The organism is Lysinibacillus sp. FSL P2-0066, assembly GCF_037969495.1.
GTDB lineage: Bacteria > Bacillota > Bacilli > Bacillales_A > Planococcaceae > Lysinibacillus > Lysinibacillus boronitolerans.
Genome location: NZ_CP150202.1, coordinates 2,449,166 through 2,474,155, shown reverse-complemented (window position 1 = coordinate 2,474,155; position 24,990 = coordinate 2,449,166). Strand labels below are relative to the sequence as shown.

Genomic DNA, 24,990 nt, shown 5'->3' with positions numbered 1-24,990 from the left:
TTTATTGTATAATAAAGGTACATATAAAGGAGGGGTTCAATGACAAAAACGTTTCCACAAAAAATACATATTATTGGGTCGGTTGGCAGTGGAAAAACGACATTGGCGAGGAAATTATCTAAAACCTTGCAAATTCCTTATTATGAGCTTGATAATGTGGCATGGATTCGAAAGGAATCAGGGGATATACCAAGAACAGATGAAGAAAAAAAAGAGCACTTACAAATCATTCTCCAAACGAACAGTTGGATTATAGAGGGGATCCATCAAGAGGAGTGGGTAATTGATAGCTTCCAACAAGCGGATTACATTATCTTTCTCGATACCCCTTATAAAATTCGGATCTTTCGTATTATAAAAAGATTTATGAAACAAAAAATGGGCATCGAAAAAGCCCATTATCAACCAACTTTTTCGATTTTCTTTAAAATGTTTCGTTGGAATAAACGCTTTGAACGGGTAGGAAAACCTAAATTCTTTCAACAGCAACAGGCTGTATTGGCTAAACTTTTAATGATTCAGCGCAAAAAGGATTTAGATTCCTATTTTCGACAATTCTAAAGCGTATCCCGATGTCAGGATACGCTTGTTCTTTCTTAGGCATTTTTCTTTGTCCGTGTTGTCCGTTTTCTTGTAGCTGGCTTTTTCGTTTTTTCTAATGAAGCCTGTAGTGCTGTCATTAAATCCGTGACATTTTCAGGGATTGGACGTTGTTTATCACTTGTAGCGATTGTATTTGTAGCTTTCTTTTCTTCAATTAGTTCTAATAAAGCATTGCGGTAATCGTCTGTATATTTTTCAGGGTTAAATGTAGTTGTTAGTTGTTCCACTAGCATAAGCGCTGTATCAAGCTCCTTTTGTACTACATCCTGTTCACTTGGAATGTTTGGAACATCGCCAATACTCCTTACCTCATCTGGATAGTGAATTGTTTCCATTACGAGGGCATTTTGATAAACACGCACGATGGCAAGTTGCTCTTTAGAACGGATAATGATTTTAGCAATGCCAATTTTCCCTGATTGTTCTAATGTTTTTCGTAACAATGAATAGGCTTTGGCACCCGTCGAATCGGGTGATAAAAAATAGGTGCGTTCAAAATAAATCGGATCGATTTCAGTTAATTGCACAAAATCAATAATTTCCACAGCCTTATCTTCATTTTCCTTACGCAAGTTTTCTAAATCCTCTGGATCCAACACAACAAATTTATTTTTGGCATATTCATAAGCCTTCACGATATCTTCATCTTTTACCTCTTGGTTACAGCCCTCACAAACCTTTTTATAGCTAATCGGCGTATGGCAGTCTTTGTGAAGCTGGCGCAATTTGACATCCTTATTTTCAGTAGCAGCATGTAGTTTCACAGGAATATTGACCAGTCCAAAGGAAATACTGCCTTTCCACACTGTATGCATTGTTGTCACCTCGTTTTTCTTACTATGATGTATTTTGAGGTTTTTTATGTATCTTAAAATGAAATCTTCAAACACTGAAGATAAAAAGCAAAGAAGGTATTGTGGGATGAGACCAATGCTTTTAACAGAAACAAACGAAATACCTAATGGGGATGAATGGCTATTTGAAACGAAATATGATGGTTTTCGCTGCTTATTCGTGTGGGATGAGGAGCCGCAGCTCATTAGTAGAAATGGTCGAAATTTAAATCACCTGTTTCCAGAAATTTTAGCTTTTTGTCAGCAAATACATGCATCGATTCAATCATTTTTACCTCTTACCTTGGATGGGGAGTTAGTTTATTTACGCAATCATTATAAAAGTGATTTTGCCGTTGTTCAAAAGAGGGGGAGAATGCAAAATCAAGACGTGATTCAGGAACATGCTAATTCATTTCCTTTTCACTATCTAGCATTTGATGTTTTAACCCTTAAAGGAGAACCTTTCCAAAATCGCTATTTAAAGACGCGGAAAGAACAATTGGTCAAGCTTGCTACAAAGTTCAATTGGCCAAGCGTGGACTATGAGAATCCAACGCCTATCCAAATCATACATGGTAGTGAGGAGCATGAGAGCTTATGGCAGTCCATCAAGCTTTACAATGGAGAAGGCATTGTTGCTAAGAAGAAAACAAGTAAATGGCTTGGAAACATACGATCAAAACATTGGTTAAAGATAAAAAATTGGCGTTATGTCACAGTCATTGTCACCCAATATGACCATAGCAATAGCTATTTCCATGGTGCGATTTATGAGGACAATCAATTACGAGAAGTTGTTACGTTTAAGCATGGTATGACAGAGGAAGAGCATCAAACACTTGTCAAATTCTTTCAGACTAATGGACTGCGTAAGAAGGAGCGATGGCAACTTGAGCCTTCTATTTGTGTTGACATTGCCTGTATTGATTTTGATGGTAGTAAGCTTCGGGAACCTAGATTTCATGGCTTTCGATTAGATTTATTACCTGAGGAGTGTCATTGGCAGCACATGCAACGCCAATTGTATCCTATCCCTGACTCCGTTGCTATCACACATCCAGACAAGCCTGTATGGCCAAAAATGGGTATTACAAAGGATCAATATTTGTTCTATTTGCAAAATATATCGTCCTATTTATTGCCTTTTCTCAAGGACCGCCCTCTAACGCTAATACGCTATCCACATGGTGTTCCAGGTGAAAGTTTTTATCAAAAAAGTAGACCTGAAAAAATGCCTGATTTTGTGGCAACAGCCGTGATGGATGATATTGATTATATCGTGTGTAATAACTTAGAAACCTTATTGTGGCTTGGAAATCAGCTGGCATTAGAGCTCCACATTCCATTTCAAACACATCATTCACCATACCCGACAGAAATTGTTTTCGATTTAGATCCTCCCTCAGCACAAGATTTTCCATTAGCCGTTTCAGGAGCACTTGATTTAAAGAACATTATTGATTATTTTCAGCTACAATCCTTTGTCAAAACATCAGGTGGAAAAGGTTTACAGCTATATATTCCTTTACCCGCAAATACATTTACTTATGAAGAGGTACGTATATTTACAGAATTTGTTTGTCGCTTTTTATGTGAGCAAAAGCCCAATTTATATACAATTGAGCGTTTAAAGAAGAATCGTCATGAAAAATTATATTTAGATTATGTCCAGCATGCAGAGGGCAAGACCATCATTGCCCCGTATTCCACTCGAGGCAATGAAATGGGTTTAGTAGCAACACCGCTTCTCTGGGAGGAGGTCAATGAAAACCTTACGCCAGAGCTTTTTACGATTCCTTATGTCATGGAGCGCATGAAAAAAATGAGCAATCCCTTTCAATCATTTCGTGAAGTAGGGGAGCAACAAGATTTTCGAGCAGTTCTAGATCGTTTAAAGGTATAAAGACAGTAAACTTTAGAGCATTTTGATAAAAAAGAGAGCGGATTTTCCAAAAAAGATCGCTTCGACCAATACTAAAAGCGAAACTAAAAAAGAGGTGTTCCAAAATCATTGGAGACACCTCTTTTCCTATTTGAGTGGAACCTGTGCATTTACTTTTTCTAGGTAATCTAGTATTCCCATTGCGGACACAATCGTATCAAATGGGATGGTTTGATAGACAGGATGATCTGAAGGAATGCCGTTTTCCTGTAGATAGTTGAATAAAAGCTCCTTTAAGCGTGCATCTAAGTAGTGAACTTGTTCCTGGAACTGGCTTGATGCTGCTTGTGCTTTTCTACCTTCTTCTAAAAAGAGTGGTGTCCAATAGCGCACCTGACGATAGGCTTCAGCTGGATTTTTATAAGCCCCATAGTGGCCGAAGTATAATTCACTTGCTTGTAGCTTTTCGTACAATTTTAAGGATTGTTCCATTGTTTCAGGGTTGTATTGATTTGGAGAGGTGGACGGAATGATTAAATCAATTGCTTCCTCATCCATTTCGGGATAGCGAACACCTGTTGTATCTCCTACAAACAAGCCATTTGTTGCGGAATAAAGCATTGAAACATGATGCTTAGCATGCCCCTCAGTATGATAAAACGTTAAATGATGTTGACCTAATTGTAAACGCTGTTCGTGAAGAACTTCAATAATTCTTGTAGCGTCAATGGGTACAATTGGATCAAAAAGGCGGTCAAATTCAGCGCCATAAACCCCTTTAGCACTGCGGATAAGACGACTGGGATCAATCATGTGGGCTGCGCCTCGTGGATGAACCACTAATTTAGCATTGGGACAGCTTTGCAAAAATAACCCTGCTCCGCCTGCATGGTCTAAATGAATATGTGTCACGATGACATAGTCTATATCCTCTACTGCAATATTTAATTTCTGTAACCCTTCCATAATATAAGGTACGGATGGACTGGCCGAAGTTTCGATAAGAGCAATCTTTTCATCGATTAATAGATAGGAGCTTGTTCGCTGCTCTCGACCTAAATCATGTGTATCGATACAGTAGAAATTTGGTGCGATTTGTTGGACGCTAGTCAATTCAATTTCCCCCTTTTATTTCAAAAATAAGCTAATTCTGCTTATAAATGCAATATTTAGCTACAAAAAGTAGTTGTTATACTATATAATAATAGAAAATTAAACTGAATGTCTATTCATTTTTTTAGGGGGATAGTAATGGAGCATAAAATTCGTTATGATACACGAAAAGTTCATCGTGTAAATTTGGCTATTATCTCAATTTTGGCCATTTTAATATGTGGACCAATGATTCTATCAAAGGGCTTGCATTTTTTATTTATTGGGCTAGCTGTCATTGCCTTGGCAGTATGTAATTATTTTTTACCTATTAAAACGTATGTCAAAGGCTTTATTTTTGGCCTCATTCCATCAAGTGTTGTGTTTACACTATTTTTGCTTGATAGCTTTTCATTAAATAAGCATTATATTTTACTGTGCACAGTGGCCATCATTGCTCTGTATTTTAAAAAAGAATTGATTGTCTTCTTTGGGATTCTAACAAATCTTAGTTTTTTCATTTTATATTTGGTCAACTCGTCATCATTGTTAGGGCCATTCGATGACACCATTGTCTTTGTGACACTTTTGGCGATTATGAATGGGGTTATCATTGCCCTTTATTTGCTGGCAAAATGGGGGAATGAACTGATTCAACATGCAGAAATTCAGCAAAATGAAGTACAAGCATCCTTCAATCAATTACAAAATACGTTTCAGGAAATTGAAAAGAGCAGTCAGGCATTAGACATGCATGTCACGCAATTCCAACAAACCATGCAGAGGATTTCTGGCTCTAGTAAGCAAATTTTAGTAGCGACTGAGGATATTTCTGCAAGTATTCAGCAGGAGGTATCTAGTTTACAAATGATTCATGGCACTATGGGCGACTCGGTTCATTTTGTCAATAAAACTTTGACGATCTCAAAGGATACGGTCGCTAAATCTACTGAGCTACAACAAGAAGTATTAGCGGGATGGGATAAAATGCAGGATGCAATGACTCAAATGAGCGTTATGAGTCATGCAATGGCCTCAACTGCCGAAACTGTCAACGAGCTACAACATAGCCTACAAACAGTGGATAGTCTTTTAAAGGGGATTACCCATATTGCAGAACAGACTAATTTATTGGCATTAAATGCTGCGATAGAAGCGGCTAGAGCGGGGGAGCATGGTAAAGGATTTGCGATTGTTGCAGATGAAGTACGTAAGCTAGCAGAGGAAAGCGCTGCAATTACTGTCAGCATTACCAATGTGACGAAAACCTTGTTTGAAAAATCAACAGAGGCTCATCAACGCTCTGATGACGGTGAAAAGGCGCTACAGTATGGAGAACAGCTTTTACAGGATGTCAGTCATTTCTTTAATAGTTTAAAGGATTCTTTTACGGAAACGAATACAGATTTAACAAGAGGGATGCATGAATTAAGCAGTGCCATCTCACAATTCGAGGTAATCCAAATGCAAATTGAAAAACTGAATCACATGACGGAGCAAAATGCAGCTTCTACTGGTGAGATTCTACACTCAGTGGAGGACGAAAATCAGCTTCTAGTAAGCATGACAGATACAACGAACCACATTCAGGCTTTAAGCAACACATTAAAGTCATTAGTAATGGCAAAGGGATGAGCGAACCATTGATATTGAAATAAATGGTAGGTTAAAATAAGAATAGGATTATCCCTCCTAGATAGAGGGTATAGAGATGGTATTCATCTGCATTGTTTTATCCATACCTGTTTATGGTTACTGTATTGCTGTTGTATAACTTAAAAAGGAGGATTGATTCCATGAACATTCGTAGTGTACAGAGTTCAGATTATTATACTTTATCCCCATTAATTAATGAGTGGTGGGGCGGTAGGAATATGTCAGATAAGCTGCCTAAATTATTTTTTGATCACTTTACAAATACGAGCCTTATTATGGAGAAGGATGGCGAAATCATTGGCTTCCTCATTGGCTTTTTATCGCAATCCAAGACAAATGAAGCATTCATCCATTTTGTTGGGGTCCATCCTGATTACAGAAAACAGAATATTGCAAAAAGATTATATGATGTATTCTTTCATGTGGTGAAGCAGTACCATCGAAATATTGTGAAATGTGTCACGTCGCCTATTAATGAAGTATCCATCGCTTTCCACACGAATCTGGGCTTTAGAATGGAAAAAGGTGACAAGGTGATAGAAAATATATCCATTCATAGTAATTATGGTGGCGAAAATCAAGATCGCGTATTGTTTTATAAAATTCTACCGTAATTTACTTTAGCTATTTGGCATATAGTCCCGAATAAGGGGGCTATATATGTTTATTAAAAAGTTATTTACGTTATGGTTTCTTCTTTTAATCATTGTTTGTGGTGCATTTTTCTTTTTTGCAAATGCACCTATTCAATATGCTGAAAAAACAAATATTCCAATGTCACAACCTAGTAATGATGAATTATTGCGTTATATTCAGCAATATCAATTTTTAATCAGTGAGATTTCTCATGCATTGCGCAAAGAAGCTTATAGCTTTCAATTAGATTATGGAATTTTACCCAATAGCAAAATAGAACTTCTTGTGTCATTACCCGACAAGGTCGATCGCAAGGCCAAGCAACATATAGAAGAAACCATATTGGACGTTATCAAAGCTAATGAATTAAACCCCATCTCTTTTCAAATAACGTTAAAAAATCTCTATGAGCCAGCAGCAGCGATTTCAACTCGGCTTAGTTATAATGATGTCATGGCCAATTTATTTGAGGCGATGTTTGCACAAAATTTTGGCGCCTTCAGCGTTGACCATAGTATGACATCCGAGGAGATTCAAGTAAGGATTAATTTAACAGATGAGAAAAATGACAAGGCTAAAAAGAAGGCTCAACAGTTAGCGGAAGATACGATAAAGCAGCATCAATTTGATGTAGAAGCCTTTTCTATTGATGTTCAAAATCAGATTAAAATTTTAGATTAGAAAATTATCACGAATTTTGTTTGGTATGAATTCAGATTAGATGAAGAGGGGAATACATACTCTACATGTGGCAAATTCTTCGCGTTTTGATTTCTAAAAACGGAGCAGACCTTTATTAATAATCCATCGAAAGCGTCCCAAATATACTGGGGGTAAAAACAATGAGTAAAACGCAACAAAAAATAGCAATCATTACAGGTGCAAGCCACCCACAAGATATTGGAACAGCTATTTGTAGAAGATTAGCTGGGGATGGTGTCAATATATTTTTTACACACTGGCATGCTGATCTTAATTGGATAGGAGGATTCAAACAGGAGATTTTGAGCATGGGTGTTTCTTGTGAAGAAATGTCGATTGATTTATCGCAATCCCAATCCCCAAAAACGATACTCCAAACGGTTGACGAAAAACTAGGCGTACCTTCCATTTTAATAAATAACGCTGCCCATTCAGCACAAGATGGTTATCTAGCGTTAGATGCTCAAACATTAGACGATCATTACGCGGTGAATATGAGGTCAACCTTACTCCTTTGTGTGGAATTTGCGCGTCTTTTTGAAAAAGCTAATTTTATCTCAGGGAGAATCATTAATATGACATCTGGTCAAGAGTTAGGTCCTATGATGGGAGAACTAGCCTATGTAGCAACGAAAGGGGCCAATTCAGCCTTTACTAGATCATTAGCACAGGAGCTAGCACCATTGGGCATTACCGTAAATGCTGTCAATCCAGGGCCAACAGATTCTACATGGATGAACGATGCTATTAGAGGCTATCTATTACCTAAATTTCCAATGGGGCGGATTGGGACACCAGAGGATGTGGCCAAATTGATTAGCTTTCTCGCTAGCGAGGAGGCTACCTGGATCACTGGACAAATAATCCACTCGGAGGGCGGATTTCTGCGAGGATAATTGAGATTAAAGTCTTGCTATGATTTGTGGCAAGGCTTTTTTACTTGCTTAAAAAAAGGGTCACTTCCGGATTGGAAATGACCAAGATTGGTTAGGTGTGTTCGTTGGAGGAAAAAATCATAAAGAACAGATACACTACTATTTTATTCGGTTAATATAATAATTTCTAGGTTTTGAACCAGTGACTGAGTTTCTTCCTAAGGGCTTTATTTTTTCCCCTAATCAACACTTTTATCTTCCTCCTACTTATCTACAGTAAGGCAAAAAGGTTGCTGTAGACCCACTCGATGTTGGGTTGTTATGATGGTAATGTACGTAAGTGGGAGGTAAGTGAATTGGAAGCAGAAAGATATAATAATCTTAAATTAGGTGAACGTGGTGCCATCATCAGTATTATTGCTTATATAATTTTATCCATCATAAAAGTTGGCATTGGTTACATGAGTGGTTCAGAGGCTTTAAAGGCAGATGGATTGAATAATACGACAGATATTATTGCCTCTATTGCAGTACTTATTGGACTAAAGCTTTCACAAAAACCAGCAGATCATGATCATCGCTATGGTCATTGGAAAAGTGAAACCATTGCCTCAATGGTCGCTTCATTTATTATGATGGCCGTGGGTATTCAAGTATTAGTGGGTGCTTTTTCTTCCATTTTTCAAGGCGGAAAGGAATCGCCAGATATGATTGCAGCCTATGTAGGGTTAGGATCAGCATTGGTGATGTACTTTGTCTATCGTTACAACAAACAATTGGCTGAAAAAGTCAATAGTAAAGCCGTTATGGCTGCAGCGAAAGATAATTTGTCAGATGCTTGGGTAAGTATTGGAACCGCTGTAGGAATTTTAGGGTCACAACTACATATGCCGTGGTTAGATACAGTAACTGCGATTGTCGTAGGTTTCATTATTTGTAAAACAGCTTGGGAGATTTTTAAGGAAGCTTCTCATGAACTATCGGATGGATTTGATGAGAAAATTCTTCAAACATACAAAGAGATTATTTTAAAAATAGATGGTGTTAAGGGATTGAAGGAAATCAGAGGAAGAAATTATGGTAATAACGAGGTTATTGATGTGGTTATTCTAGTAGATGCCAAGTTGGATATTACGAAAGCTCACGATGTTGCTTCTGTTGTTGAAAAAAATATGGTGGAAGAGCAAGGGGTTTATGAAGTGCATGTCCATGTGGAGCCTAAGGAAGCATAGGGCAATTGAGTCCTAAAATGTAATATTCAACATCAAAAAAATATGAGGTAAGGAATATCGCTAACAATTGCCTCTAGCTACTTATAGCTGCGGGTTATCGTCAAACTGTTGGGCTAAAGGCTGAAGGCACGATGTTAGCTGTGAGCAGCAATAATGATGGCCAAGGTAATGTAGTTTCCAACACCTCAATAAATAATCTGTAGCTTCTTAATGGCGGTGAAATGACTAATTTTAACCTTGTAAATAGGTGGTACGTGTAGGTTTTAGCTTTCATTGATAAAAAAATTCACTTTACACTGGACTAATACGATTTTTTATCATATACTGTATGTAATAGAATCTTTCTTAAAAGAAATAATAAATTCACATATTACAAAGAGTAATCGTGTTTTGTTAGTTACTTTTTGTAATATGTGAATTTTTTTCTTTGGAAGTAGTATGATTTTATTTAATAACATTATTGGAGGTCATTTAAATGACACAAGGTACAGTAAAATGGTTTAACGCAGAAAAAGGTTTCGGTTTCATCGAAGTAGAAGGCGGACAAGACGTATTCGCTCACTTCTCAGCTATCCAAGGTGAAGGTTTCAAATCACTTGAAGAAGGTCAAAAAGTTGAATTCACAGTTGAAGAAGGTCAACGCGGACCACAAGCTGCTAACATCGTAAAACTTTAATTTTTAATTGAAGAAAAACATTCTTAAATAGAGTGGTTTCCGTAGACAAAGTCGATTTATTCGACTTTGTCTATATTTTTTACCTCACTATATATCGAAATTTTATTGTTTATTAAAATTAATGCCCCTTCCCAAAGCCCCTTAGTAAGAAAATTTCCTGTAAACAACCTGCATTTCAAAAGTGCTCATAAAATCACGGAAAACTGAAACTAATTATTGACCCATCCACATTTAAAAAGAAGGTACATAAAATTTTTCAAGAGGGTGTGAGATTTTGTATTTTAGTATGATGTTTACAAATCAAAACTACCTAAAACCATAAAATCTACAATCACGCCACTTACCGGATTTTCCGAACCTAACACACTAATTCCTAATACTGTCACACCACTAATATTTGTAATATTAGCAGAGACATATTTCCCATTCATATTCTTCTCTCTCATTTGAACGCTTGGTCTTAAGTTTATCGTTGGATTTGTCGAGTATACGCTTGCCACTGCATAATCAATAGAGGATAAAAGAGGATTGCCATTAGCTAATGCATTGTCTGTAAAATAAAATGTGGCTATTCCATTTGCGTCAGAGGTAGCTTGTCCATAAACAATACGCTTTACTTTGTTCGGATTCGAATCTCCCGCTTTAAACACCTGCATAATTGTTGGTGCAAGTGTAATAAAATCAATGCTCATAGGCACTCCCCTTTGCTAGTTTTAGCCCTAAATATGCTTGATATATTCTATGAACTGTTAGTTAGATTAGTACAATAAGCAACAAACACATTCTTCTATGCTACAAAGTAAGTAGTAAAAAAGGGTCACCAGGGTGGGAGACGACCCTTTGTTCATAGTATGAATATTGAAGAATAATAGATCGGCATTCTACAAGTAGAATGTAATTGTTATTTATACAAGAAAGTAGCGCCTGCAATAATTAAAAGAATAAAGAGGACAACAATTAGAGCGAATGATAAATTATCGTGCTTGCCATAGTTGGAACCATAAACTTCATATCCCATATAAAGTCCCTCCTTTCAATAATCTAGAATATGTAGAATTATAGAAAGCGCATAGCCAACCATTCTCCTTAAACCTGATTTGACTAAATTAGAAAATATTTAAGGGTCACTCGGCTGAAAGTGACCCTAAGTAACAATTCGGGAGGTACAAGTTAAACTAGTTTAGCTTAACACTACTATTTATATGAAAAGCTACTTTGTTTTGTATAGTTTATTGCCTTCAAAATAAATTTAAAAAATAAGACTGTGACGGTCAACCAACGCCACAGCCTAAGAAGTGCGTGCGATACACTCATTAATAGTTTGTGTAAATATAGTCTATTTATACATTTAAAAAGCTGCAGCGTCATCAAACGCTACAGCTTAAGATAATTTTAATTATTAAGGCCAGGACTGTGTCCATTTGGCATCTCTGGCATATAGTAGGGAAGATTTCTCCGATACGTATTATGAAACATTCTACACTCAGGGTATTTGTTGCTATCGTAGTTAGGTACAGGAAATAGTTTCCCAAAATCTACGCCTAGAGCTTCTAATGCTTTGGAAAATGCATTTTAATCGAACAAGCAGAAAAGCTAGCGTTGCCCTAAATGTCTGATTAGAACGCATCTCATAATACCTGTCCTTGGAAGAACACCCGTTGACTCAAATACAGTCTTTATTTTTCAGGATAATTAACATGTAATGGTGGTGGTACAAGCCAGCCTTTATTTTTGTTTAAACGTAAAAGTTTAGCACCAAGTTGAGCTTTAGCCATATGGAATTGCCCATACATCAATGCGATATCTTCACGAGTAGAAGTACCCATTGCCTGACTACATGCAACTAATCCAGCTGCTATGTCAGCAGTAAGAGCAGCGCTTATTTCTGGATCATTAAACTTAGCACCTGGAGGAATATCTTCCAGTCTTGCTACAGGTCTTTCAGGTGAAGCAGGAGGTAGTGCAATCCCGTTTGTTTTTAGAATTTTTTCTAATTGCTTAACTTCTTCCCTGCATGTTTCAATGATATCTTCAATAATTTTTTTTAGATCTTCATCACCAGCATGATTATAAAACGTTTGATAGCCAGAAATCATACCATAGTCTGCAATTAAACTCGACCAAACACTAAATACCTCACCATAATGCAACGGTTCATCTTTTGGATTTCCACCAAGAATACCCATCTGTACACATCCTTTTCTTATTTTTCGCCATTAAAGCCATGTTAGTATGGATGAAAACAGAAGTAAAATTCACCTTTACTTAAAATATTTAATGTAAAAATTAAAAGAAGCCACAGAGATAAAAAATCTCTGCAGCTCTTTAAGTAGTGAGACACTACGCACTTATATAATGGTTGTTTATTGTCTATTTATACATGAGATATAAATTATTTAAGAAATGAACAGTATAGATCTTTTTAATCAGGACATTTTAAAGCATAGTGGAGGTGAGTGTTTTGACAAAAGAAAAGCAAAAAAATGAATTAGAGCAAGAAGAAATAGCAATAGAATTTAATCCTGAAGAATTAGAAGCAGTAAAAGAGGAACAAGAGCAAAAGAAAGAACAGCCATTCAATAAAAAAGAAAAGAAGTAAGAAGATAAAATGCCACAATCTACGGATTGTGGCATTTCCATAAATACACCTAAATCGAAATGCTGACTTAATTGAAAGTAGAGGATTTTAAATGGACAAGAATTTGAATTACGGAGAAGATTATAAATTTATTCCAGCAACCTCTGTTGGAAGTGGCGTAGGCATAGAACTATTACCTGATTTATATCAATACACGATTCAAATTGTAAACATTGTACTTTATGGCGAACCGCAGATGAAAGATTTTGTGCTAATAGATGCGGGGATGCCCAAAAGTGCAGAGGAGATTATTTCAGTTGTTGAAGAACGTTATGGTTCTAATTCTCAACCGAAGGCAATCATATTGACTCACGGTCATTTTGATCATGTCGGAGGAATTATAGAATTAATAGAGCGTTGGGATGTTCCTGTCTATGCGCATACATTAGAGATACCCTTTTTAACTGGAAAACAAAATTATCCAGAGCCTGATCCAACTGTAAATAACGGCTTGGTTGCTAAATTGTCACCTATTTTTCCAAATGAAGCTATAAATTTAGGTGATAACATCAAAGCCTTACCTTCTGATGGTAGTGTTCCCTTTATGTCAGGTTTTCGATGGATTCATACGCCAGGCCATTCACCAGGGCATATATCATTATTCCGTGAAAAGGATAAGGCACTTATTGCTGGTGATGCGTTTGTTACGGTCAAACAAGAATCACTTTATAAGGTGATTACACAAACAAAAGAAATCAGCGGTCCTCCTCAATATTTTACAACTGATTGGCAGGCTGCCCGAGCATCTATCGAAAAATTAGCCTTACTAAAACCATCCAATGCGATCACAGGGCATGGATTACCGATGAAAGGTGAAGAACTGACAAGCAATCTTAAAAAACTTGTCGATCATTTTGAACAAATCGCGCTACCCAAGCACGGTAAATATTTAAATTAATAATTTAAGGATAAAAAAGCCGCAGCGTCGTCACACGCTACAGCCATTGTCTTGCCAGTTTAGTCAGATGATTCATTATAGCATAATTTATCAGATAGAAACTGTAGAATGAACAGATTTGAATGACAAGACACAAGAAATGGCCAAGTAGCTAATAGGAGCCTGTTTTGATAATAGCTATCAAAACAGGCTCCTTCTATGTATTTGAATGCCATAAATCATAAAATTTCCTTTACACCGAAAAAATGGTTGAACTAATTTTTTATTTGTGTATATAATGTTTATATAGTATATATACAATATATAATAATTCGTTTTGTCTCTTTAATGAATTAGTGAGGGGTGAATTGATCAAGTGATAGGCACTGAAAAAACGCATGACAGTAATTTGTTAAAACGATGGATCATCACTATCGGTATATTTTTAATTGTTCAATTGATCTTTATCATGGTCGATGGCACTGTGCTGGAGCCAAACATAAACGATAGTAATGATTTATTTGCCAGAATGGGAAGATGGATATTAGATTCGAGGCTTTTCACCGAATGGATAACGCCTTATTCCTTTCCCTTTTTTAATATGTTCATCACAATTCATATTATTGCTATACTGATTGCAGCACTAGGGGATATTATTTCAACTATATTCTCAAAAAAATAAAAAAGAGGGATTGGCATGCAAATTATTATTTCGAACAGTTCAAAGGAGCCAATTTATGAACAAATTACGAATCAAATTAAATCGCTTATTTTAGCAGGTGAATTGCATGAGGGCACTGCAATACCCTCTATGCGTAACCTTGCAAAGGATTTACAAATAAGTGTAATAACGACGAAACGGGCCTATGAGGAATTGGAGAAGGCGGGCTTTATCTATTCTATTGTCGGCAAAGGTTCTTTTGTAGCGGAGCAAAATTTAGAGGTTATACGAGAAAAGAAGCTGAAGGTTATTGAGGAACAGCTGAGTGCGGTCATAGCGAATAGCAGAGAAATTGGCCTATCACTTGAGGAGCTAAAGGAATTATTGAAGATTTTATACGAGGAGTGAAAGGGATGGAGAATGTAATCGAATTAAAGAATGTAACAAAGAAGTTTAAAGGTTTTTCCGTCAATAATATAAATTTACAGGTAAAGCGAGGCTTTGTAACAGGTTTCATAGGAGCCAATGGAGCGGGTAAGTCCACAACGATAAAAACAATGATGAATCTATTAAAACCAGATGCTGGAGAAGTTAAGCTTTTCGGATTGGACTACAAGACGCATGAGAAGGAGATTAAGGAGCGCATCGGATTTGTCTACGATGGCAATATATTCTTTGAAGGGCTGAACTTAAAAGATATAAAACGTATAGTTGCCCCTGCTTACAAACATTGGGACGATCCATTATTTGATCAATACGTAGAACAATTCGAATTACCGCTTAATAAAGCGATAAAAACATTTTCTAAAGGGATGCAAATGAAGGCTTCATTGGCAATAGCACTCTCACATCATGCAGAGCTAATTATAATGGATGAGCCAACAGCAGGTTTAGATCCCATTTTTAGACGGGAGCTGTTAGATTTATTGCAGGAATTAATGGTTGATGGTAATCGCACCATTTTCTTCTCAACGCATATTACAACTGATTTAGATCGTATTGCAGATTACATAGCGTTTATACAGAAAGGGAAATTAGTATTTAATCAGTCTATTCACGATGTTGCTGAAAACTATGCGCTTGTTAAAGGGGAATTAAATCTTCTTGATAGGGACACTGAAAAGGCATTTGTTCATATTCATCGTGCATCAACAGGATTTGAAGCATTAACGGATAATATCAAAGCAGTGAAAAATATTTTCGGAGACACAGTGATTATTGAACGTGCCTCTCTGGAAGATATCATGTATTACTTTAAAGGAGGCATCCATCATGCTTAACTTAATTAAACGCGATGTCATACTACAGAAAAGGCAGCTATTATTCTATATTCCATTTATCGTATTCTTTATTTTAATGGGCGCACCACCAGTTTTAATTTTCCTAGTTGCCAGTATTTTTATTCCCTTTAATACCTATGCATACGATGAAAAAGTTGAGACAAATATATTATTAAACTCCTTACCATACACACGTACGGAAATTATTGCATCCCGCTATCTTGGTGCCATCGCATATATGATTTTATCCATAGGCGTGACAAGTCTAGCGTTACTTGCTTTCAATAAACATTTTACGATGGCTGATATTGCAATTGGGAGTGGTTTATTCTTACTATTTGCTGCGCTTACCTTCCCATTATTTCAGATATTTAAACAGGGCTATATTACAACGGTTATACTTATTAGCTTTATCCTCTTAACTTGGATTTCACGGCCTATTGCTTTGTATATGAATGAACACTTAACAGCAATCATTGATTTTGTAGATAATACATCCGTCACGGTTTTATATACAGGGGCGACACTTTTCATTATGCTAATCTATATTATTTCTTGGGGAATTACACATAGTATTTACCAACGAAAAGCCTTCTGATTGTGTGCTTTGTAGTTGTCTCGGGGTTTACTCCTAGAAGGTTACTGAAGGAAAGTGGCCAATTTTAGAATGGTGCCCGTTTGGAACTAAATGTAAGATGAATTTAAATGTCTTTATGCAAAAATGAATGAAGTAAAAAAGGTTATAACTGATAATCATCCATATGAAGAACTAAAGAATACAGAACTGCAAGGTGATTTTTTCCACTCGATTGCTTAATATAAGGGAAAGAATGAAAGCCTACAAATCGACATATTTAGGCGTGTTTACTTAGTATTCCGATAGTGGTTTTATAGTAACATTTGGTATATATACTGCAGGAGGTTTTAGATGCCTGATTTATTACTCATTCTTTTTTTATTTAACTTTTCTTTATTTCTTTTGCACGAAATGGATGCAATAAGACGCTCTGAGTGGCGATTGTTTATAATATTTAAAGATATGGAAGATTCAAAGGCTTAGATAGTATTCACTTTTATTCACCTGTTTCTATACGTATTATTCCTTTCCTTACTTTTCAGTCAGTATCAAACCATCATTTTTTGGATCGTTGATTTATTCTTTATCATTCATGCAATCCTGCATGTATTTTTTGAAAGGCATCCTCGAAATGAATTTAAAAATAGCTTTTCAAGATCCATAATTTATCCAATGGGGGTCCTTGCGGTAATACATTTAGCATTATTAATGAATATGTCGATTTAATTGTATTATAAAGGAAGTTTTCGTTTAGTAATTTGCAGAAAATTATTCCAATTTGTTGGTTTTCTGCTTATTATAAAGATGGAGGTGATTATCAGATGTATAGTAATACGGCAAATATGTTGAAGCAAACGAACAATCTTATCAATGCATTGAAAAAATTGAAACAAAATCTATCTTTTGTGAAATTGTATATTAATAGCGATAGAATACTGGCTATCTATTTTTTAAGTAATGCATATAGTGATTTTAATTTATTTAAAACCATTTATTTATCTGTAACACCTGGTGATCAAACGATTGATGAGTTTTTACAGGAGTATGAAAAATTCTTTGTAGAAGTGAATAAATACTTAGAGGTCCTTAATGAGGATAGCATTGTCGAGGATAGACTTCATAAGGAAGTTTTGTTTGCGATTAATGAATTAGAAAGATATTTGTTAAATCTTTTAGATGTGTATAGATAAAAAATTAGACATTCCTTATTTCTGAACTGCTCCCTGTCAAGTAGACAGTGGAAATAATAAAAAATGTATTAAGCGGCTTGAGCCCTGAATTCTAAAGGACTCAAGCCGTTTAATCGTTTCTGATAACGATAGTAATTATAAAAATGAATATAATCATCAATCGCTAGTTTTAACTCTTCATATGAATCGAACTTATGCAAATAATACTTCTCACACTTCAATGTGCCCCAAAATGATTCAATTGGTCCGTTATCAATACATCGACCAACACGGGACATACTTTGTGTCATATTGGCTGTTTCCACAATTCGTTTAAATCCCTTCGATGTATATTGAAAACCTCGATCACTATGTATTAATGGCTGCTCGCCTGATTGTAATGATTGAATAGCTGATTTTATTGTTTTGAAAACAAGGGAATTATTATTCGAATGACCGAACACATAACTTACAATTGAACCATCATATAAATCGATAATTGCACTTAAATAAGCTTTTTTCCCGTTTCCATACTTAAACTCTGTGACATCTGTACACCATTTTTCATTTGGCTTTTCCGAGGTAAATGCCCGATTTAATACGTTCTCCGCCACATGATGTGCTGGGGATTTACGATAAGGCTTTCTCTTTCGCCTAATAACGGACTTCAATCCACTCACCTGCATTAAACGATAAATACGCTTTTCGTTAACCGTCGCTTGATTATTTTCTTTTCGTTGACGATTGATTGTCAACGTCATACGACGATAGCCGTAAATGCCATCTACTTGGTGGTAAAGGAGATCAATATCCTTTGAAATGGCTTCATTTTCAACTTCTCTGTTAGATGGCTTGCGACTTAGCCACTTATAGTAAGCAGCGCGCGAAACACCCGCGATTTCACATAATAAAAGAATCGCAAGTTTCTCCTCTTGGTGTAATTCTTGAATTGCTAAATAGCGTTGTTGTAAGCGAATTTGGCTTAGTGACTCCTCCTTTCGATTTCCTCTAACTTTTTTAAAAATAGATTTTCAGCACGTAAGCGCTCATTTTCACGCTCGATTCGTTTGATTTCTAACCTTAATTTTTCTTCGGCTGTTAATTCAACTTCATTTTTTGTTCGACCGCGATGATCACGTAATCCCTCTTCACCAGTCGCTTCAAATTTCTTCACCCAATGGTATACCTGTTGATACGAAACATCATAGGCTTGTGCTGCTAATTGATAATTTTTCTGGCTCTTTAAACAGTAGTTGACAATTTGAATACGTTCCTCAAACGTTGTCTTTCTTCCTTTAGTCATAGTTTGGCTCATTCCTTTACCCGAATCTTTTATTTCACTATGACTAGTATACTTTTTCACCCAGCTTTTTAAAACAGAGATACTGCTAATCTTATATTGAGCGAGAATCTCCAGTAAAGTTAACCTTTCTTTAAGATAATCTTCTACCGCTTCTAGTTTTAATTCTTTGGAATACTTCGTCCAAGAGGTTGCTTCGATAAGTCCCTCTACTCCGTGTACTTCATATTTAATCTTCCAAATTTGAATAGTTTGCTTAGTTACTAAGAATTTTTCACATAATTCGTTGATAGAATAATAGCCTTCATTTAATAAATGAAGAACGTTTAATTTCACTTCAATTGTATGCTTACTTCGAGCCATGAAAAAACTCCCCTTAGATAAACAGATTTTATTTTTTAATCTGTCTACCTAATGGGGAGCATATCATTCTGAGGGGTGTCTTTTATTTTAAAGAAGCTCCTTAGATAAAGCCTCTCTGGTTGTAGGGAAAAATGAATAAAAAGTGGTAAGAGATGGGAGGGAAATATAATTAGAAAAATTGAAATGGGTTTGTTTGTAGTTGGAGTAGTAATGGCTTTAATAGGTATGCCTTATTTATTGGGGTATTCAACGAATGAATGTTTAAAATATCCTCTCTCTAGGGTTAATATTAATGGTTGCCACTATCCCTGTAACAATATCCAAGAGAAAGTAAACCAATGAGATTTTAATACTTGCTGTCTTTTATATTTTTAGAGATGGTAGAGACACACTTGTGATATTGATCCTAAAGAGTAGTATTATCCATAAGTAACGAGGATTTAGCAGTTTATCTTGCTGATATGTACTATAAAAATGATTTTAAGGAAAAATACATTGTTATAATTATAAAATGAATGCTAGAAAATAAGAAGCTCCATAAAACTAAAGAAATACTACTCAAATCCCCTGGATAACTTTCTGCAGCTGCAAATCGAATACCTCACATAAAAAGCACAGTCAACCATTGGATACTATAAGTTAAGAAAAGTACGGTTACAAAATAAACAATATACGATAAAGTAAGAAAAAATCTCTTATGCACCATTCCAGTCTCCTCCAATATTTACAATAACGATATTTCTATTAGTTAGTTGTACATTTCTAAAAGTAATGCTCCTTCCATTTATGAAGAAGGGAAGTGGAAAAAGGGAAAAATTACATATATAAAAGAAGGCAAGACATTGTTAAGATTTGATAGGTAAAGTATTCTATGGAATTGGAATAGAACGCTAATTAGTCACTATAAAACGATAGAAAAATGGTACATAGCTTAGGAGCAAATATAGCTATCGGAAGTTAATACGTAACAAATATACAGGAAGGAAATAATTCCTCCAGTTTATTTAACAGAGCTGATAATAGCTTTTAGAGGTTTGTAAAAGGAAGGAAGTATTTTATGAAAAATCAATTGATACGATTAATCGCTATCATTCTACTTGGTATGTGTGTATATATTAATATGTACGAAAAAGATGAATTAGGGTTGATGCAATTTTTTGCATATGTTGGCTTATTAGGTTTTACTTTTGCGGTGGGTATTCCAATCATCTTTATTAAAAATAAGATTAGTTTATCCAAAAAATTTGGTTTGTTGTTTTTAAGCATCATCATCGCAGCAATAATTCCTTTATTGGGATTAGGAAATTTAAAATATATCCTTGAAGAACATTTCATGAATAAAGAGATGAATAAAGTTGTAAATCAATATAATGTAGATTTGCAAAATGATGAGGTGTTTTTAACCTTTCAAAACCATCTTCTAGTTGGAAAAAGAGATGATTTGTTTGGAAGTATAGACAAAACACTATTGGTTTATAATGCCGCAGGGAAAGAAACGAAAAGAATAAAAATAACGGAATTAGCAAAAGCAGCCGTTCCTTATCTGCCCCTTACTGATAAAGAAAAGGAAACAACTTATTTTGATGGTATGAAGGCGCAAGGAAATACATATGACCTTTGGAAAAAAATAGATGAAAACGACATACAACTATTTTTTAGATACGTTACAACGGAAGTTCCTGAGGATTATCAACCTGAACGAGATATGCCAGCCGATGCAAAGGACATAAAGTTCCATTATGATATCACCTATTCACCGCTTTTAGATGAGAACGGGGAATTTGTTTTTAGTTCGGATACTTTCCATTTATATAAAAGCAACGAGTCAATCCGAGTTAGCTACAAAGCTTCGGGCATTGAAGCGATTGTTGCTCCAAATACGGCAGTGTTAGTGAACGAAATCAAGTAAAGTTTACATACATTGCTAACAAAAGCGGCAAATCCAAAAACGTTATTAGGATGAATATACTAAGAAACACCAAAGCCTAGGTACTCAAATTAATGTGAGCCTGGGCATTTTTTTACGTGATTTATTTATCTAACGAACGTATTGTTTTTCGAAATTTCAAATAAATGAATGACCACAACCTAATAAAATGGTAAAGTATAGAAAAAGTGAATGGAGAATTATGTAATGGAAAAATTGAAAGAGGTTGAATTAAAACATTTTTCAAGTGAATATATGCAAGGACTGAACGCTTTTGTACTTACTGAAGAGCAAAAACAATTTTCTGCACTGCCGAGCAATTTTGAGGAAATTAATGAAGGACAGCATCGCATTGTAATTCTAAGTGAAAATACACCTGTTGGTTTCTTTCTCCTAAATGCAAATGAACGAGTTAAGAAATATTCTACGAATAGAAATGCGATGCTATTATCTGCATTATCAATTAATCATACAGAACAAGGGAAGGGCTATGCAAAACAAGGAATGACATTACTAGTTGAGTTTGTTAAAGCAGAATTTCCTAATTGTGATGAAATTGTTTTAGTTGTAGACAAAGATAATATACCAGCACAGAAACTATATGTAAAAGTAGGGTTTGAAGATACGAATGAAAGGCTAATAGGACGTATCGGCGAAGAAATAATCATGAGGCAATTCATAAAATAAAGTTAGACCACCATTGTCACCAGAGTTTAAGCTACATTTTGTAGATGAACTCTGGTTTTATGTTTTGGGAGAATTGTCGCATCCATTTTTGAAAAAGAGCTGCATCGATCAAGGTTAGCAAAGAAAATTATTTAAAATATCCTGATTAAAAATACACCGGCTATCATCACCATTAAACCAATTATTTGTAATGGTTGAATTCGATTCTTTAGCGAGTTAAATAATCCGAATTGCTGTACCAGCAAGCTACCAGTGATTTGACCGAATAAAGCAAGGACTACAGTTTGGCCATTTCCAATTTGATTGACAAGAAACACATTGATGAGAACATAAGATCCTCCTAGAATCCCGCCAATCCAGATCCACCAAGGGGCAGCTTGTTTAAAAGGTTCTTTAATATTTGAGTAAGATCGATCCTTTAACCCAACAATTATACTCAAGGTAATAGTACCAACAAAGAATGAAACAAGGGCAGCATGAGAAGAAGAGTGAAGAACTTTTCCTAATTGCCCATTAACAGCGATTTGGATAGCTAGTAACATTCCTGCTAGAATCCCTACTATGCGCCAAATCCATAGATTCCGCACACTCTCCTTATTTGTTTGGGGAGAATACTGTTCATTTTTCTTGCTTCGTATAGCTGTAGCTAAAAGGACGCCTAGTAAGACTAGTAATATGCCAAAGATTCGATTCCATCCAAAGGAATATTGTGTTGCATTAAACCAGCCATTATGATCGATTAACATACTCATGAGAGTCATTCCAAAGATCGGTAGGATAGTTGTTTGCACACTTCCCAATTTAGGAAACAAGAGAATGTTAGTAGTTATCGCAATAGCGCCACCAATTCCCCCCAACCATATATAGATAGGTTGGTTCAACAATAAATCTAAGGGAATCCCCAGTGATGTACCACTACTTACTAATGTAATAGTTAAGAAGATGACGCCAACAGCGAAGGAGATCAATGAAGCTAAAAAAGGAGAAATCACAAACTTTCTTAATTGAGCATTAATGGCTGTTTGCACAGCAAGAATAGCTCCAATACTTATAGCCAAAAGTACTGCAAACATAAAAATTCATCACAACCTTTGTTGAAGAAAATGTAAAACAACGACATGATTGATTATATCAAAATATTTGTCAAATTTACTAAGCATTGAACGATTAGTAAAAATCCCTTATCCATTGCAGCCATTAGTGAACAAGGCTGAATGCAATGAAAAAATGTAGAAGCGGCTAATAAATAGTAGCCTTATGTCAATAAAGTATAGTGTAATCTCTTCAAATTCTGTATATTGGTGTATGAGGAGGAGATTGAATGGCAAGAAAATGGATACTACCATTAATTTTATTACTAGGTGTTATGATATCTGGTTGTAGTGAGGGCCAAGAAAAAGGTAGCAAAGATGGTGGAGATGTAGAAGTAACGATTCCAGCTATATTTTTTGAAGGTCAGGACATTGATTCTGTTATTTCAAAGGCAAAAAGCAGTGGGATTGAGGAAGTCAGTAAGAATGATGATGGTTCTTTAACTTATAAATTGTCTGAAAAAGAACATAAAGAAATGATGAAAGGTTTAAAAGAAGGCATTCTAGCAAGTGTAGATGAGCTTAAAGCAAGTGAAGAGTTCAAATCTATTAAAGATGTAACCTATGACAAGTCTTTTTCAGAATTCACTTTATCTGTAAACAAAGAAGAATTTGATAATAGTTTTGACACAATGGCCTCATTCGGACTAGCTTTAACAGGTATGTACTATCAATTATTTAATGGTGTGGATGAAAAGGATTATAAAGTCAAAGTAATTTTTAAAGATGAATCAAATGGAGATGTAATTAACACGATAATTTATCCAGATGATTTAAACAAGAAAAATTGATCGGAAGAACGTCTAACGTGGGTGTTCTTTTTAAATGCGTTGTGCATAGTAGTTGTTCCTGATGCCTGATGTTTTTTATTTTTGCAAAGCATATATGAATAGGTATAGGAAATGATGGAATTTGTTTTAAGAAACGACTGACGATAGCATAGTTGTAAGTAAAGATAGACCTAAATGATTTCACAAAGCCCAGATACTCATTAATTTGGGCCTAGGCTTTGTGCTTATTCAATTTGTATTTCCTAACCTCTAATAGACCGCCCTAAAGAGCTATCTAAAAAAATTTTTAATGGCATCCATTCGAATTTTACTATAACATTCTTCGCAGCGAAAAATCTTCTCGGTTCTTTCCTTTAACTGTCTGAATCTCAGTGACCCCTCATATACTCTGAATTTTTTTCTACAACTAGAACAAATGACCTCATAGTAATGCATAGCTATCCTCCTCAAGTCTTTCCTATTACTTTTTAGTTGATTTATCGAATATTGTTATCAGTTCTCTCATATATTCCTCAACATTTAACTGGGGATTTCTCATTAATTCAATGGTGAACCCGTCAATGGAATTTCTTATCGCTAACGCCATCACTCTCGCAGACAATTGGGTGAATTCTCGGAAAACACCCTCATGCATTCCTAGTGTAAGAATGTTTTCAATTGGAAGAAAAATAGTATCATCATGATCCGCTGCAAATCGAAGTTTGCCATCAGCAGTTCTTTCATTAGAAACAATTTCAATAACAGCGAAAACATGTTGCCGATTTTCGTCTATGAATCGAAGGTTTGATTCTATATACACTCTAAGCATATCGATAGGAGATTTTTGATTTTCTATTAGAGGTGCAGTATAGGCTTGACATGCCATGTAGTAATCGTAAATAACTTGCTCTAATAATTCCCCCTTGTTTGCAAAGTGATAGGAGATAACCCCCTTACTGATTTGTGCACGCTTTGCTATTTGACCTAAAGAAGCTTGGGCGTATCCTACATCTGCGATGGTTTCAATAGCACATTCCACAATTTGAGTTCTACGGGCTTTTTCAATAAACGACATTTCTTTTTGGTTAGTTGTTTTATTTTTTTTACTCATGTATTTATTTTAGCACGGTCGTACTAATAAATCGATTATAAAACATTTAGGGGGGGCCTAAATCTTTGAAATTAAACCAAAGCTTGTTCAAGGGCTAGACTAGGGTGTTTCGTGAGGAAGGTTATGATACTTGAGCTTAATGGAATTATTTTTTAGCCTATTTGAAAGTGAAAGTAAGTTGTTTATTATTTGTTGACATGGAGTCAGCTCCATCTTTTAAGATGAATGTTATCAAAGAATGGAGTGATGGAGATGGTAATTATAACTAATATACTAATTGGGTTATACGCGGTTTTAATAGGAGTGGCAGGGATAAAAAAATGGCAAGAAGTTGGATTTGAAGTACGAA

The 24,990-nt window shown here is 35.5% G+C and carries 27 protein-coding genes and 2 pseudogenes; 19 read left to right on the top strand and 10 right to left on the bottom strand.

Annotation, left to right across the window (positions count from 1 at the left end; genetic code table 11):
* The first annotated feature begins 39 nt into the window (after positions 1–39).
* Complete coding sequence (locus MKZ14_RS12330; protein WP_339279968.1) at positions 40–561, top strand: AAA family ATPase; 522 nt, start codon at positions 40–42, stop codon at positions 559–561.
* Positions 562–596: 35 nt separating this feature from the next.
* On the opposite strand, the gene MKZ14_RS12325 is transcribed toward MKZ14_RS12330, so the two are convergent.
* The gene (locus tag MKZ14_RS12325; RefSeq protein ID WP_016992188.1) at positions 597–1,418 is read right to left on the bottom strand and encodes a Ku protein; all 822 of its coding nucleotides are present in this window, start codon (positions 1,416–1,418) and stop codon (positions 597–599) included.
* A gap of 106 nt (positions 1,419–1,524) precedes the next feature.
* Between MKZ14_RS12325 and MKZ14_RS12320 the strand changes: the two genes are divergently transcribed.
* A complete protein-coding gene (locus MKZ14_RS12320) occupies positions 1,525–3,342 on the top strand; it encodes a DNA ligase D (protein WP_339279967.1) in 1,818 nt (605 codons plus the stop codon).
* Positions 3,343–3,468: 126 nt separating this feature from the next.
* On the opposite strand, the gene MKZ14_RS12315 is transcribed toward MKZ14_RS12320, so the two are convergent.
* On the bottom strand, positions 3,469–4,434 hold the full coding sequence (locus tag MKZ14_RS12315) for an MBL fold metallo-hydrolase (protein WP_339279965.1): 966 nt from the start codon (positions 4,432–4,434) through the stop codon (positions 3,469–3,471).
* A 138-nt stretch (positions 4,435–4,572) separates the two neighbouring features.
* Here MKZ14_RS12315 and MKZ14_RS12310 point away from each other — a divergent pair, with 138 nt between their 5' ends.
* From MKZ14_RS12310 to MKZ14_RS12285, 6 genes are all read left to right on the top strand, one after another.
* Positions 4,573–6,048, top strand: a complete 1,476-nt coding sequence (locus tag MKZ14_RS12310) for a methyl-accepting chemotaxis protein (protein ID WP_339279964.1) — start codon at positions 4,573–4,575, stop codon at positions 6,046–6,048.
* A gap of 161 nt (positions 6,049–6,209) precedes the next feature.
* The gene (locus tag MKZ14_RS12305) at positions 6,210–6,683 is read left to right on the top strand and encodes a GNAT family N-acetyltransferase (RefSeq protein WP_036076394.1); all 474 of its coding nucleotides are present in this window, start codon (positions 6,210–6,212) and stop codon (positions 6,681–6,683) included.
* 46 nt (positions 6,684–6,729) lie between these two features.
* A complete protein-coding gene (locus tag MKZ14_RS12300; protein ID WP_312125887.1) occupies positions 6,730–7,386 on the top strand; it encodes a hypothetical protein in 657 nt (218 codons plus the stop codon).
* A 161-nt stretch (positions 7,387–7,547) separates the two neighbouring features.
* A complete protein-coding gene (locus tag MKZ14_RS12295) occupies positions 7,548–8,303 on the top strand; it encodes an SDR family oxidoreductase (RefSeq protein ID WP_339279963.1) in 756 nt (251 codons plus the stop codon).
* Between the two features lie 335 nt (positions 8,304–8,638).
* A complete protein-coding gene (locus tag MKZ14_RS12290) occupies positions 8,639–9,514 on the top strand; it encodes a cation diffusion facilitator family transporter (RefSeq protein ID WP_309484780.1) in 876 nt (291 codons plus the stop codon).
* Between the two features lie 475 nt (positions 9,515–9,989).
* Entirely contained in the window at positions 9,990–10,190 is a 201-nt protein-coding gene (locus MKZ14_RS12285) for a cold-shock protein (RefSeq protein WP_004225195.1), read from the top strand.
* Between the two features lie 293 nt (positions 10,191–10,483).
* Here the strand turns inward: MKZ14_RS12285 and MKZ14_RS12280 are convergent, their stop codons facing one another.
* From MKZ14_RS12280 to MKZ14_RS12265, 4 genes and pseudogenes are all read right to left on the bottom strand, one after another.
* Positions 10,484–10,882 carry a hypothetical protein gene (locus tag MKZ14_RS12280; RefSeq protein ID WP_312125893.1) on the bottom strand — a complete coding sequence of 133 codons (399 nt, stop codon included), beginning with the start codon at positions 10,880–10,882 and terminating at the stop codon, positions 10,484–10,486.
* Between the two features lie 209 nt (positions 10,883–11,091).
* On the bottom strand, positions 11,092–11,208 hold the full coding sequence (locus MKZ14_RS12275; RefSeq protein ID WP_081977462.1) for a YjcZ family sporulation protein: 117 nt from the start codon (positions 11,206–11,208) through the stop codon (positions 11,092–11,094).
* 374 nt (positions 11,209–11,582) lie between these two features.
* Positions 11,583–11,835: pseudogene (locus MKZ14_RS12270) on the bottom strand (manganese catalase family protein); the annotation flags it as partial.
* Positions 11,836–11,866: 31 nt separating this feature from the next.
* Complete coding sequence (locus MKZ14_RS12265) at positions 11,867–12,376, bottom strand: DUF3231 family protein (RefSeq protein WP_016995542.1); 510 nt, start codon at positions 12,374–12,376, stop codon at positions 11,867–11,869.
* A 275-nt stretch (positions 12,377–12,651) separates the two neighbouring features.
* Between MKZ14_RS12265 and MKZ14_RS12260 the strand changes: the two genes are divergently transcribed.
* From MKZ14_RS12260 to MKZ14_RS12225, 8 genes and pseudogenes are all read left to right on the top strand, one after another.
* Positions 12,652–12,789 carry a hypothetical protein gene (locus MKZ14_RS12260; RefSeq protein WP_156113263.1) on the top strand — a complete coding sequence of 46 codons (138 nt, stop codon included), beginning with the start codon at positions 12,652–12,654 and terminating at the stop codon, positions 12,787–12,789.
* A 91-nt stretch (positions 12,790–12,880) separates the two neighbouring features.
* Positions 12,881–13,726, top strand: coding sequence for an MBL fold metallo-hydrolase (locus MKZ14_RS12255; protein ID WP_258860882.1), 846 nt, complete (start codon positions 12,881–12,883; stop codon positions 13,724–13,726).
* A gap of 355 nt (positions 13,727–14,081) precedes the next feature.
* A complete protein-coding gene (locus tag MKZ14_RS12250) occupies positions 14,082–14,387 on the top strand; it encodes a YfzA family protein (protein WP_016993770.1) in 306 nt (101 codons plus the stop codon).
* A gap of 15 nt (positions 14,388–14,402) precedes the next feature.
* On the top strand, positions 14,403–14,774 hold the full coding sequence (locus tag MKZ14_RS12245; protein ID WP_016993768.1) for a GntR family transcriptional regulator: 372 nt from the start codon (positions 14,403–14,405) through the stop codon (positions 14,772–14,774).
* A 5-nt stretch (positions 14,775–14,779) separates the two neighbouring features.
* Positions 14,780–15,646 carry an ABC transporter ATP-binding protein gene (locus MKZ14_RS12240; RefSeq protein ID WP_016993766.1) on the top strand — a complete coding sequence of 289 codons (867 nt, stop codon included), beginning with the start codon at positions 14,780–14,782 and terminating at the stop codon, positions 15,644–15,646.
* A complete protein-coding gene (locus MKZ14_RS12235; protein WP_333006565.1) occupies positions 15,639–16,244 on the top strand; it encodes an ABC-2 transporter permease in 606 nt (201 codons plus the stop codon). The genes MKZ14_RS12240 and MKZ14_RS12235 overlap by 8 nt, the downstream gene beginning before the upstream one ends.
* 330 nt (positions 16,245–16,574) lie before the next feature.
* Positions 16,575–16,949 (top strand): annotated as a pseudogene (locus MKZ14_RS12230) (DUF6713 family protein).
* A gap of 95 nt (positions 16,950–17,044) precedes the next feature.
* Positions 17,045–17,413, top strand: coding sequence for a hypothetical protein (locus tag MKZ14_RS12225; protein WP_016993763.1), 369 nt, complete (start codon positions 17,045–17,047; stop codon positions 17,411–17,413).
* 68 nt (positions 17,414–17,481) lie between these two features.
* Here the strand turns inward: MKZ14_RS12225 and MKZ14_RS12220 are convergent.
* A protein-coding gene (locus tag MKZ14_RS12220) for an IS3 family transposase (RefSeq protein WP_128568306.1) occupies positions 17,482–19,055 on the bottom strand; the annotation gives its coding sequence in 2 pieces (ribosomal slippage) (positions 17,482–18,413 and positions 18,413–19,055; 1,575 coding nt in all).
* 1,057 nt (positions 19,056–20,112) lie between these two features.
* Between MKZ14_RS12220 and MKZ14_RS12215 the strand changes: the two genes are divergently transcribed.
* Together MKZ14_RS12215 and MKZ14_RS12210 are read left to right on the top strand one after the other, a co-directional pair.
* Complete coding sequence (locus MKZ14_RS12215; protein ID WP_339279960.1) at positions 20,113–20,964, top strand: hypothetical protein; 852 nt, start codon at positions 20,113–20,115, stop codon at positions 20,962–20,964.
* A 225-nt stretch (positions 20,965–21,189) separates the two neighbouring features.
* On the top strand, positions 21,190–21,669 hold the full coding sequence (locus MKZ14_RS12210; RefSeq protein ID WP_016993759.1) for a GNAT family N-acetyltransferase: 480 nt from the start codon (positions 21,190–21,192) through the stop codon (positions 21,667–21,669).
* A gap of 131 nt (positions 21,670–21,800) precedes the next feature.
* On the opposite strand, the gene MKZ14_RS12205 is transcribed toward MKZ14_RS12210, so the two are convergent.
* A complete protein-coding gene (locus tag MKZ14_RS12205; protein ID WP_312754619.1) occupies positions 21,801–22,742 on the bottom strand; it encodes a DMT family transporter in 942 nt (313 codons plus the stop codon).
* A 248-nt stretch (positions 22,743–22,990) separates the two neighbouring features.
* On the opposite strand from MKZ14_RS12205, the gene MKZ14_RS12200 reads away from it, so the two are divergent.
* Entirely contained in the window at positions 22,991–23,551 is a 561-nt protein-coding gene (locus MKZ14_RS12200) for a hypothetical protein (RefSeq protein ID WP_016993757.1), read from the top strand.
* Between the two features lie 270 nt (positions 23,552–23,821).
* Here the strand turns inward: MKZ14_RS12200 and MKZ14_RS12195 are convergent, their stop codons facing one another.
* Positions 23,822–23,986, bottom strand: coding sequence for a hypothetical protein (locus MKZ14_RS12195; protein WP_016993754.1), 165 nt, complete (start codon positions 23,984–23,986; stop codon positions 23,822–23,824).
* Between the two features lie 25 nt (positions 23,987–24,011).
* The gene (locus MKZ14_RS12190) at positions 24,012–24,641 is read right to left on the bottom strand and encodes a TetR family transcriptional regulator (protein WP_339279959.1); all 630 of its coding nucleotides are present in this window, start codon (positions 24,639–24,641) and stop codon (positions 24,012–24,014) included.
* Positions 24,642–24,990: the final 349 nt, after the last annotated feature.